Origin of the sequence: uncultured Mailhella sp., from assembly GCF_944324575.1 — a bacterium.
GTDB lineage: Bacteria > Desulfobacterota > Desulfovibrionia > Desulfovibrionales > Desulfovibrionaceae > Mailhella.
The window spans coordinates 1-11,681 of sequence record NZ_CALUWV010000065.1; the positions used below are offsets into that span (position 1 = coordinate 1).

The 11,681-nt window shown below is 60.8% G+C and carries 10 protein-coding genes; 7 read left to right on the top strand and 3 right to left on the bottom strand.

The features are described 5' to 3' along the window. From dsrM to Q0J81_RS08195, 3 genes are all read right to left on the bottom strand, one after another. Positions 1–830, bottom strand: an 830-nt coding sequence (dsrM, locus tag Q0J81_RS08185) for a sulfate reduction electron transfer complex DsrMKJOP subunit DsrM (RefSeq protein WP_294447115.1), incomplete at its 3' end; no start/stop codon positions are given. Then, the gene (locus Q0J81_RS08190; protein ID WP_294447116.1) at positions 827–1,393 is read right to left on the bottom strand and encodes an RsbRD N-terminal domain-containing protein; all 567 of its coding nucleotides are present in this window, start codon (positions 1,391–1,393) and stop codon (positions 827–829) included. The genes Q0J81_RS08190 and dsrM, both read right to left, overlap by 4 nt. Before the next feature lie 166 nt (positions 1,394–1,559). Further along, complete coding sequence (locus Q0J81_RS08195; RefSeq protein ID WP_294447118.1) at positions 1,560–2,597, bottom strand: hypothetical protein; 1,038 nt, start codon at positions 2,595–2,597, stop codon at positions 1,560–1,562. Between the two features lie 456 nt (positions 2,598–3,053). On the opposite strand from Q0J81_RS08195, the gene lgt reads away from it, so the two are divergent. The 7 genes from lgt to Q0J81_RS08230 all read left to right on the top strand — a co-directional run. Continuing rightward, positions 3,054–3,839 carry a prolipoprotein diacylglyceryl transferase gene (gene lgt / locus Q0J81_RS08200; protein ID WP_294447120.1) on the top strand — a complete coding sequence of 262 codons (786 nt, stop codon included), beginning with the start codon at positions 3,054–3,056 and terminating at the stop codon, positions 3,837–3,839. Further along, complete coding sequence (locus Q0J81_RS08205; RefSeq protein ID WP_294447123.1) at positions 3,836–5,221, top strand: 5'-deoxyadenosine deaminase; 1,386 nt, start codon at positions 3,836–3,838, stop codon at positions 5,219–5,221. Before lgt ends, Q0J81_RS08205 begins: the two co-directional genes overlap by 4 nt. 319 nt (positions 5,222–5,540) lie before the next feature. Next, the gene (locus tag Q0J81_RS08210) at positions 5,541–6,098 is read left to right on the top strand and encodes a 4Fe-4S dicluster domain-containing protein (protein WP_294447124.1); all 558 of its coding nucleotides are present in this window, start codon (positions 5,541–5,543) and stop codon (positions 6,096–6,098) included. Between the two features lie 3 nt (positions 6,099–6,101). Further along, positions 6,102–7,052, top strand: coding sequence for a CoB--CoM heterodisulfide reductase iron-sulfur subunit B family protein (locus Q0J81_RS08215; RefSeq protein ID WP_294447125.1), 951 nt, complete (start codon positions 6,102–6,104; stop codon positions 7,050–7,052). Then, a complete protein-coding gene (locus Q0J81_RS08220; protein WP_294447126.1) occupies positions 7,049–9,022 on the top strand; it encodes a CoB--CoM heterodisulfide reductase iron-sulfur subunit A family protein in 1,974 nt (657 codons plus the stop codon). The genes Q0J81_RS08215 and Q0J81_RS08220 overlap by 4 nt, the downstream gene beginning before the upstream one ends. Then, on the top strand, positions 9,010–10,464 hold the full coding sequence (locus tag Q0J81_RS08225) for a hydrogenase iron-sulfur subunit (protein ID WP_294447127.1): 1,455 nt from the start codon (positions 9,010–9,012) through the stop codon (positions 10,462–10,464). Before Q0J81_RS08220 ends, Q0J81_RS08225 begins: the two co-directional genes overlap by 13 nt. Then, positions 10,461–11,681: 4Fe-4S dicluster domain-containing protein (locus tag Q0J81_RS08230; protein WP_366937522.1), on the top strand; the 1,221-nt coding region annotated here is incomplete at its 3' end. The genes Q0J81_RS08225 and Q0J81_RS08230, both read left to right, overlap by 4 nt.

The window sequence follows — 11,681 nt, forward strand, 5'->3', positions numbered from 1 at the left end:
CCCATGTGCATCAGCTTGGAGAAGGGGAAGTAGATGAGAAGCGCGCTCACCAGCGTCACATGGATGAAGAAGATGGAGCCGATGCCGGAAGGATCCACGGGCTGCAGCGTGGCAAGGCCCATGATGACTTCCTTCACCTGGTTGATGTCCACCTTGGAGATGTAGCGCATGCAGATGCCGGAACCGGCGATGGCGATGAGAAGGAACAGCGCGAAATAGTCGGCAGGCAGCGAGATGTAGCGGAGCTTTTCCGTGCACACGCGGCGCAGCAGCAGGAAGGCCAGGGCGCCGAGAATGAAGGCGTCGGTCAGGTAGAAGCGGGGAGCGCCCACCTGGAACACGCCGTCCACGAATTCGATGACGGCAATGCACACGGGCACCGGGTCAAGGAAGAAGCGTGCGTGGCGGATGATGATCACGAGCATGCTGTAATGGAACAGCAGGGCGAACACCCACAGCCACTTGTTGGAAAAATAGGTGATGCGCGGCGTTCCGTCGATGGTGGTGCGTTCCGCACGGGTGTTGCGGAACAGCGACCGGAAGGCGAACACCTCGAGGATCATGCGGCCGACGACGGCGGGCGTGGTCCACGGGCATTCGAGACGGTTGGGCTTGATCCAGTCCAGAGAACGCTGCTGGCCCGCCACAGTGGGAATGGCGAACGGTACGGGCGATTTAGCCCAGCGGACGATCTTCCAGATGAAGCCGATGATGAACACAGCACCCGCTACCAGCGGCAAGATCACGCCGAGCAGATACTGCAGGCCAAGTGCTGACCCCGCCCATCCTATAAGAAGGATGAGCAGAGTGGCCGCAAATGCGATGGTCATTCCTCTACCCCTCGATTTTCAGTTTCAGGAGCAGATTCCGCCTGCTCCCTCCGAAGCTTGGCCAGCCGTATCACCTGCGACTGGCTTCGCTTTACTTCCTCCACTCTGATTCTGAACACGCGTTCGCGCGCATCGGAGTACATGTCGAGCGCGAGAAGGCCCAGGGTGTCAAGCCTGGACTCCACGTCGAGGTACGCCTTCAGAACCTCAGGGCCGGAGTTCTCCGGCTTCAGACATTCGGGCAGCACTTCGCTGCGCAGTATTTCCTTGAGCAGATACAGCGCCCCCACGGCCTTGGAGGGGGGCATGTCCTGCACGGCGCGTACCCAGATGAGATCGTGAAGGGCCTGCTTCACGATGTCGGGTTCCGTATCCCTGCCGATGACCGCGTCGAAGAGCACGGAAGCCGAACGGCGCGTCGTCTCACCCACGGGGTTGGCGAAGCGGTCGCGGCTTGTCCGCATGAAACCCTTGCTGTCAAGAGGATAGCTGGCAAAGAATCGGTTGACCCAGCGATCTACCAGCGCCTCGCGCCGATTGCTGCACAGTTCTGCGATGTCCATGTATGCCTGCGTGAATAATGGTAAAAAGCTGCAGCCGAAAAATGGCCGCTAATTTTGCAGAGGTTAGCTTAAGTTTTAGCGGGAGACAAGTCGGCATTATTGCTTATTGAGCCCGTTTTCCCTGCAATGTCGATGGATTGAAAAAAAATGAGAGAGATTGTGGCATTTACTGGACCATGCCGCTTGTGTCGATGAGTGCGCCGGAAGAGGGAAGCGCCGGGGGATCTTCGCAGGGCGTTTCGCTCTCGCCGTCGCAGAACCCGGCCACGCCGAGTCCGGGAATGTCCGTCAGCACGGAGGAATCCGCGGCCTGAGCGTGCTCTTCTTCCCTCGACGGCAGGGGCTCTGGTTCGGCAAGGAAGGCGGGCAGCCCTCTGAATTCCACGAAGGGCAGCCGGTCGGAGCCTGCGGCCAGCACGTGCGCGTGATTGCGCCAGAGTCTCAGCTGCAGAAGCAGCATGCCTGGTCTGAGAAGGCCGAGACGGAAGGAGGCGTCGCTTTCAAAGGCTTCGCCTTCGGGCACGGACTGCCGGGCTTCGGCGGCGGCCTGTGCAAGCGGCATGCCCTTTTCCAGTCTTTCGATCATGCCTGCGATGATCCAGATGTCCCTCGTGTCTTCGGGCACGGGGTACCAGGCGGAGCTGTCAATTTCGTCGGCGCGGGAGAGCAGCGTCCGGCAGGCGGGGCAGCTTGGAGAGAAATAGACCTCCACGGAAGAAATCTCCTGCGCGGGCAGGGGCGTCCACGGCTCGGCAAGGTCGCGCACGACGCCGCCGAGATCGACGACGAGAAGCACGAGCCACAGGGCGGCAAGTCTGGAGCGTTCCCGTCTGACAGGCAAACAGGCGGCGCGGAAGGCAAGGAACGTTACGGCGATGAGCGAGCCCGCAATGAGGCAGTTCACGCACGGCGCGGTGAAGAGCATGATGCAAAGCAGCACGGCGTCTGCGGCGAGGGCCAGCGCGGCAAGAAGATACGCCGCGCGGGACAGGCGCAGAAGGGCGAGCGCAAGAAGGGCGGAAAACAGCACGATTCCGGCCTGCCACAGGGAGATGCCGGCAAGGCGGAAATCCTGGAACAGCGTGCAGCCGTCGGTCAGGCAGAGGGCCCGGCCTCCGGTAAGAAACACCCACAGGCAGAAGAGAAGGCCCGTGAGGCTTGCCGCAGCCGCGGCGAAAGGAAAGGGACGAGCGCTTTTGAGCATGACGGCTCCTTGTTCTTTTTCTTCGGAAGTAGCGTAGTCATGGGGCATCGTAAAGCGTTTTCTGCCTGTTTTTTTCTGGAGATTTCCGTGCAGTTCCGGCCTTTGCAGCGAATGCGGGCAGGAAGGGACAGGCACGGTCGTGATTTTTTTCCGTTCCGCCGACAGCTTTAAAAATGAACGTGTCCTCCAGGACCAGTCTGAGCCTCCCAAGGAGTCCGTACGCTCTTCGAGCGCTTCCGGAAAGGAAACCGGAATCGTTTCGATGACCTGCGCCTTGCCCTGAAAAAACGGTACGTCATGCGGCGTGGAGCCTCGTTGCGGGAACACAGAAATGCACAGCAGGAAGAGCAGGGGGGAAAGACGGAGGCCATGTTCATGCCGGAAACGAAGGAAAAGGGCGGGGCTCTGGTCTGTCCACTTCTTTTATGGTAAGGAGCCCGGAACAAGGAGAATGAGATGCAATACCCTTCCATAGATCCCGTGGCGCTTTCCGTCGGGCCCCTTCAGCTTCACTGGTACGGCCTGATGTATGTTTTCGCCTTCCTTGCGGGCTGGCTGCTCGGCAGGTTTCGCGCCTCCCGGCCGTGGTCGAAGTGGACGGCGTCCATGGTGGACGATTTCGTGACATGGGCCATGCTCGGCGTCATTCTCGGCGCGCGGCTCGGCTATGTGATTTTTTACGATCTTTCCGTCTATCTGGCCGATCCTGTGGAGATTTTCCGCGTGTGGAACGGCGGAATGTCGTTTCACGGCGGACTCGTGGGCGTGGTGACGGCCTGCTGGCTGTGGGGCCGGAAAAACGGCGTGAGCCTTCTGGACATGCTGGACTTTGTGGCGCCCCTCGTGCCCACCGGGCTTTTTTTCGGCCGCATGGGCAACTTCATCAACGCAGAGCTCTGGGGCAAGGTGACGGATTCTCCCTTAGGCATGATCTTCCCCGGCGCGGGGCCGCTGCCGAGGCATCCTTCCCAGCTCTACGAAGCCGGTCTTGAGGGCCTGCTTACCTTCGTCATTCTGTGGATTTATTCCTCACGTCCGCGTCCCCGCGGTGCGGTGGCCGGGCTCTTCGGCGTGCTCTATGCCGTAAGCCGTATCTTTGTGGAGTTCTTTCGCGTGCCGGACGCGCAGCTCGGCTATCTTTTTGCAGGCTGGGTAACCATGGGGCAGATTCTCTGTCTGCCGCTGCTTGCGGCGGGCCTGTGGCTCATGATCCGCGCTTATCATAAGGGAGATGCCGCATGAAGACACTGCTTTGCGACGGACTTGTCATTACCATGGACAGCGGGCGGCGCGTGCTTCGGGCCGACATTCTGGTGGAGAACGATCGCATAGCCGCCGTGACGCCGCGTGCCGAAGGCTCGGAAAAGCCGGTTGAAGGCACGGCGGATGACGGCACGGAAGTGGTGGACCTTCACGGCATGACCGTGATCCCCGGCCTTGTTCAGGCGCACATGCACGTGACGCAGGCGCTTTTCCGCGGTCTGTGCGACGATCTTGCCCTCATGGAATGGCTGCGTGAGCGCACCTGGCCCATGGAGGCCTCGCACACCATGGAGAGCAACGCCGCCTCGGCGCGTCTCGCCGCCATGGAGCTCATCCGCAGCGGCACGACTTCGCTCATCGACATGGGCACCACTCTGCATGAGGACGCCGTGTTCGAGGTCATGGCCGAAACCGGTCTGCGCGGACTCTTCGGCAAGTGCATGATGGACATGGGAGACGATCTGCCTTCCGTCATGCGCGAAGAGCCGGCCGCCTGCATCCGCGAGACGGAGCGGCTCATACGCCGCTGGCATATGGCGGAAAACGGGCGTCTTCGCTACGCCGTGGCTCCGCGTTTCGTACCGTCGTGCTCGGAGGCGCTGCTTGCCTCGGCGCGTGACCTTGCAAGACAGAACGGGCTGCGTCTGCATACCCACGCCTCGGAAAATCTTGGAGAAATCGCGCTGGTGGAAGCTCGCTGTCATGAGCGCAACGTCCGCTATCTCGACCGCATCGGCTACACGGGAAAGGATGTCGTGCTCGCGCACTGCATCTGGCTCGATGAGGAGGAAAAGCGCATCCTTGCGGATACCGGCACCCATGCAGTGCACTGTCCCTCGTCCAACACCAAGCTGTCGTCCGGCATCGCGCCCGTGGCGGAGCTTCGGGCCATGGGCGCAGACGTGGCGCTCGGGCTCGACGGCGCGCACGACCATATGGACGGGCTCATGGAAGTGAGACAGGCTTCCATTCTTCAAAAGGCACTCACGCATGATCCGAAGGTCATGCCGGCGCTGGAGGCGCTGGAAATAGCCACGAGGGGCGGCGCGTCCGCCATGGGACAGGCGGAGGATCTCGGAAGTCTGGAACCTGGGAAAAAGGCCGACCTTGCAGTGCTTGACATGGACATGCCCCATTCGCTGCCGGCCTGGGGGCGCGATCCCGTGCAGAGAGTCGTGTATCAGGCCACGCGCGAGAATGTGGTCCATACCATGGTGGACGGGCGCTTTTTGTATCGGGACAGACGTTTTCTTACTCTTGATCCTGTGCGCACGCTTGCGGACGCGGAGAGATTCTGCGCCGAAGTCATGAAGCGGGGAAACATTCCTCCCGTCTCGTCGTTGTTTTGCCCGGAGCGCTGAGCGCAGTCGTCGCGGACAGGCAAAGAGCAACGTGCAGGAAAAAACGGGCAATATTTCAGGAAATATTTTATGTGACCGTTTGCCCAAAGTGAAAAAAATCTATATATGGTATTGGAAAAAAAATAAAAAATTGGGATACTTTTTTCCCTTTTTCGAGAGGGTGAGTATAGACTTGCCCTCGGAAGTATGTTCTACTTGATGGCGTTAAAAGGGATACTGCTGTCCTTTTTTTGTCAGACACTGAATGACTTTTCCTGCTCCATTTCGGAATGCGTTGTGATTTCTGATGGTTGTAAAAAAGTCTTCAAGGGGAGTCTCTATGAACATCACTAGGCTTGATAAAGCCAAGGACCTGAAGTTCAAGCATCAGGTCGAAGAAGAGAGCGGTCAGAATCTGTCGACTTGCTATCAATGCGGCAAGTGCACGGCGGGCTGCCCCGGCGCTCAGGTCTATGACCGTCAGGTCAGCCAGATCATGCACGCCGTGCAGATGGGCCTCAAGGATGAAGCCCTGAAGAACCGTTCGCTGTGGCTGTGTCTGTCGTGTTCGACCTGCAGCGCCCGCTGCCCCAACAACATCGACGTGGCCGCGGTGATGGAAACGCTGCGCATGATGGCCCGTCGCGAGGGCCTGGTGCAGGATCGTCCCATCGAATCCTTCTGGAAGGCGTTTCTTGATACCGTGCACGTCACGGGACGTTCCTACGAGCTCGGCGTCATGGCCGACTACATGGGGCGCACCCTGCGTGGCTGGGGCAATCTGGAAATCGCGCCCATGGCGCTCAGAAAGAACAAGATGCCCTTCATTCCCTCGGTCATTCACGGACGCGAGGAAGTGGCGCGCATATTCAAGCGCTATGCGGAAAAGAGGAGCTGAGCCATGAAATACGCCTATTATCCCGGCTGTTCGGGCCACGGCACCTCTGTGGAGTATGAAGCCTCCACCCGCGCGGTGTGCAACGCTCTGAACATGGATCTCGTGGAAATCGAAGACTGGAACTGCTGCGGTTCCACTCCCGCGCATTCCGTGAGCCACGAGCTCTCCGGCGCTCTTGCCGCGCGCAACCTCATGCAGGCCGCCAAAACCGGCGCCGACTGCGTGATTTCTCCCTGCCCGAGCTGCTCCTCCAATCTCAAGATGGCCCGTTACCGCATGCAGAAGCCTGCCTTCAAGGCGAAGGTGGACGAACTGCTCGATGCTCCTACCCCGGCCAACGCCGACGGCGGCGCGGATCTCATGGAGACCTATTCCGTGCTTCAGGCCATCGTGGAGAACGTGGGCGTGGAAAACGTCGCCTCCCGCGTGACCTATCCTCTGGAAGGCATCAAGGTGGTCACCTACTACGGCTGTCTTCTGAGCCGTCCCGCCCACGTGGCGAAGTTCGACGATCCGGAAAACCCCGTATCGCTCGACAACATCATGAAGGCGCTCGGCGCTGAAGTTCTGCCCTTTGCCCTGAAGACGGAGTGCTGCGGCGCCGCCATGGGCATTCCGGACGTGAACATTCCCGGTTCTCTGAGCGGCCGCATTCTTGATACCGCCAAGGCCGTGGGTGCGGAAGCCGTGGTCACCGCCTGCCCTCTGTGCCATATGAATCTCGATCTGCGCCAGCGTCAGGCCGCCAGAATCTCGAAGAAGAGCTTTTTCGGACTGCCGGTGTTCTACTACACCCAGCTCATTGCGCTCGCCTTCGGTCTGCCCAAAAACGCCATGCGTCTGGACAAGCTGGCCGTCAATCCCTATCCCCTTCTGGACAAGATCGCCGAACGCCGCAAGGCCCGTGTTTCCGCCGAGCTTGAAGCCATGAAGGCCGCAGGAGCCGCATCATGAAAATCGGCGTATTCGTCTGTCACTGCGGCAGCAACATCGAAGCGACGGTAGATACCGCCACGGTCGCCAAGATCGCGCTGACCTATCCCGATGTCGTCTTCGCTGAAGACACCATGTACACCTGTTCCGAGCCCGGTCAGGAAAACATCGTTCAGGCCATCAAGAAGCATGGTCTTGACGGTGTTGTGGTGGCTTCCTGCTCTCCGAGAATGCACGAGCCCACGTTCCGCCGCACGGTGGAGCGCGCCGGTCTCAACCGCTATATGTTTGAAATGGCCAATATCCGCGAGCATGTCTCCTGGATCGGCCGCGACCGCGAAGCCAACACCAACAAGGCCGCCGAACTGGTGCGTCTTGCAGTGGAAAAGCTGCGTCGCAACACGCCTCTCTACGCCAAGCAGTTCGACGTGACCAAGCGCGTGCTCGTCATCGGCGGCGGCGTGGCCGGCATTCAGGCCGCCCTTGATGCGGCCGATTCCGGCATCGGCGTGGTCATGGTGGAGCGCGAAAGCACCATCGGCGGCAAGATGGCCAAGCTCGACAAGACCTTCCCCACCATCGACTGCTCAAGCTGCGTGCTCGCGCCCAAGATGGTGGACGTGGCCCAGAATCCGAACATCACGCTCTATGCCCATTCCGAGGTGGAGAGCATTTCCGGCTTTGTGGGCAACTTCACCGTGAAGATCAGAAAGCGTGCGACCTACGTCGACTGGGACAAGTGCACCGGCTGCGGAACCTGCACCGAAAAGTGCCCCACGAAGAACGTGCCCGACGCCTTCAATGAAGACATCAGCAACTGCCGCGCCATCAACATTCCCTTCCCGCAGGCCATTCCCAAGAAGGCCACCATCAATCCCGACTACTGCCGCAAGATCAAGGAAGGCAAGTGCGGCGTGTGCGCCAAGGTCTGCCCCACCGGCGCCATCGTGTACGACATGGTGGATGAAATCGTGGAAGAAAAGGTTGGCGCCATCATCGCGGCTACCGGCTACGACCTTGTGGACTGGACAGTCTACAAGGAATACGGCGGCGGCGCCTACCCCGACGTCATCACGAGCCTGCAGTACGAGCGCATGATGTCCGCCTCCGGTCCTACCGGAGGTCATATTCATCGTCCTTCCGACGGCATGGAGCCGAAGAACATCGTGTTCATTCAGTGCGTGGGTTCCCGCGACTGCTCCATCGGTCGTCCGTACTGCTCCGGTTTCTGCTGCATGTATACGGCCAAGCAGGCCATCATGACCAAGGATCATCTGCCCGACAGTGAAGCCTTTGTGTTCTACATGGATATCCGTGCTCCGGGCAAGATGTACGACGAGTTCACCCGCCGCGCTCAGGAAGAATACGGCGTGGAATACATCCGCGGCCGTGTGTCCGCCATTCAGCCTACGGTGCGTCCCGACGGCAAGGTGGGCTACATCGTGCGCGGCGCCGACACGCTGCTCGGCGCGCCCGTTGAGGTGGATGCCGACATGGTGGTGCTCGCCGTGGGCGTGGAAGGCTCGAAGGGCGCGGGAAATCTGGCTGAAAAGCTGCGCATTTCCTACGACCACTTCGGCTTCTTCATGGAAAGCCACGTGAAGCTGCGTCCCGTGGAAACCAACACCGCAGGCGTGTACCTCGCCGGCGTGTGCCAGGGCCCCAAGGACATTCCCGCCTCCGTGGCGCAGGGCAGCGCCGCTGCCGCCAAGGTCATGGCGCTCTTCTCCAAGCCCAAGCTGGAGAACGACCCGCAGGTGTCCGTGGTGGACATCAAGCGCTGCGTGGCCTGCGGCAAGTGCATTCAGGTCTGCCCCTATCAGGCCATTGAAGAGGTGGAGATCCGCGGACAGAAGAAGGCCCACGTGATCGAAACCGTCTGTCAGGGCTGCGGCGTCTGCACGGCCACCTGCCCGCAGGGCGCCATTCAGGTCGCCCACTTCACCGACAATCAGCTTCTCGCGGAGGTTAACGCCCTATGTCTGTCCTAGCTGGCAAGGAGCTCCGTATCGTAGGTTTTCTCTGTAACTGGTGCTCTTACGGCGGCGCCGATACGGCCGGTACCGCCCGCGCCGTTCAGCCTACCGACCTTCGCATCATCCGCGTCCCCTGTTCCGGCCGCGTGAACCCTCTCTTTGTGCTCAAGGCCCTCATCAACGGGGCCGACGGCGTTCTGGTGTCGGGCTGCCATCCGCGCGACTGCCATTACTCCGCGGGCAACTACTACGCCCGCCGTCGTCTGGAACTGCTCAAGGAATTTCTGCCGGTCATCGGCATTAATCCCGACAGATTCGAGTACACCTGGGTTTCCGCTTCCGAAGGCCAGCGCTGGAAGGACGTGGTCACCAACTTCACGAACCGCATTCATGCGCTCGGACCGGCTCCCCGCTGGGAAGACGTGCCTGCCCGCTACGACCGCCCCGAGGAACTCATCGAGTCCATCCGTCCCCTCGGCTGCGGCGAGCATCCTGCGCTGCCTGAACTCAAACAGGCCATCAAGGACGCGCTTGCCGAAGGCCTTGAGGGCGTGCTCGGCTGGAAGAATGGCTTTGACGCCGTTCATGCCGAACCCGTGCTCATGACCACTCCCGAAGAAGTGGACTCTCTCATATGGGGTCCCTTCAACGTGCACAACCTCGCCGTGTATCTGCCCAAGTACAAGGGCCGCAAGATAGGCGTGGTGGTCAAGGGCTGCGACAGCAAGGGCGTGGTGGAACTTCTCGCTGAAAATCTCATTTCCCGTGAGGAAGTGAAGATCTTCGGCATGGGCTGCAACGGTACCGTGAGTCTGCCCCGCATTCTCGCTAAGCTCCCCGAAGGCGCAAAGATAGAATCCTGCGTCGGTCGCGGCAACAAGCTTACGATTACCGCAGGCGGTCAGGAATATGAAATGACCATGGCGGAAGTGGCTCAGGACAAGTGCCGTCTGTGCACCAAGCCCAACGCCGTCGTTTCCGACGTGTTCGTGGGCAATCCCACCACCGAGCCTGAGGCTCCGGCCGACGGTCGTCTGCCCGGGCTGCGCTTCCTCGACGCTTTGAGCCTTGAGGAGCGCATGGGCTACTGGAAAGGCCAGATGGAACGCTGCATTGCCTGCCACGCCTGCCGGGGTGCCTGCCCCATGTGCGTGTGCCGCGATCACTGCGTGTCCGACACGCGCGACCCCGCCTGGGTCACGCAGGAAGACACCGTGCAGCAGAAGCTGTTTTTCCAGCTCATCCACGCCCAGCATCTTGCTGGTCGCTGCACGGGCTGCACCGAATGTGAACGCGCCTGCCCCATGGACATCCCCGTGTTCGCACTCAAGCAGCAGTTTGGCCGCATGATTCAGAAGATCTTCAGCTACGGCGCGGGCCTCGACGTGAACGCCACGCCTCCGCTGCTCACCTATCAGGTGGAAGAACCGACTATCAAGGAGCATGATCTGGCATGAGCAGTCTCCTTTTCGCAACACCGAAAGAGCTGACGGGCTGGCTTGCCGGTCTGGCCTCCGGCCATCGCGTGCTGGCTCCCCGTCAGGAAGGCCCGAGCGTGGTCTTTCGTCCCCGGACGGCCGAAGAGCTCGCCTCGGCCGACATTGACGCGCTTCTGCGCCGCGCCACCGCCTCTCCTAAACAGGCCATGCTGCCGCAGTGCGAAACGCTGGTGACCTTCAAGTCCGTCAAGGATGCCGAAGATCCCTCCAAGCTGACCACCACGGTTGAGGCTCTCATTGAGGCAGAACCCACTGTGCTTTTCGGCGGTCGTCCCTGTGATGCTCGCGGCTTCGTGGTGCTCGACCGCCCCTACCTCGAAGGCAAGTTCAAGGATCCGTACTACGGTGCGCGTCGCGCCGCCACGACCATTGTGACGCAGGCGTGCCCCACGGCCTTTACTTCCTGCTTCTGCAACTGGGTGGGCGGCACTCCTTCCGATAAGGAAGGCTCGGACATTCTCTTCACCGCCGTGGAAGGCGGCTTCGTGCTTGAAGTGATCACGGAGAAGGGACAGGCTCTGGTGGAAGGTGCAGGCTTTGCCGACGCTGCCGATAAGGCCGCCGAGGCGGAGGCCGCCCACGCTGCTGCAGCTGCTTCTCTGAACCCCGCCCCCGAGCTGACCCACGTCATGGAAAAGGTGGCCTCGCGCTTCACCGATCAGGCCTTCTGGGACAAGGAAACCGTGAAGTGCCTTTCCTGTGGCGCGTGCACCTATCTGTGCCCCACCTGCCAGTGCTTCACCATCACCGATGAAGGCTCGCAGCTTGACGGTCGTCGTCTGCGCAGCTGGGATTCCTGCATGACGCCGCTCTTCACCCTGGAGACCAGCGGTCACAATCCCCGTCCTGCCAAGGCCGACAGAATGCGCAACCGCGTGAGCCACAAGTTCAGCTTCTATCCTGAGCGCTACGACGGCTTCTTCTCCTGCGTGGGCTGCGGCCGTTGCGTGGTGAGCTGCCCTGTGTCGCTGGACATCCGCCATATGGTGCAGGCTGCCGTGGAAGGCGCGACCATCGAAATCAAGGATGAGGCCCCGGCAAAGGCTCCCGCACCTGCGGCCGTGGCTCCCGAAACGAAGGAACCGGAATCCCCCCCCGAGGTGAAGGCTGCTGCGGAAGCTGCCGCTCCCGAGGCTCCCGCGCAGGAGGCCGCCCCTGAAAAGGCTGCCCCTGTG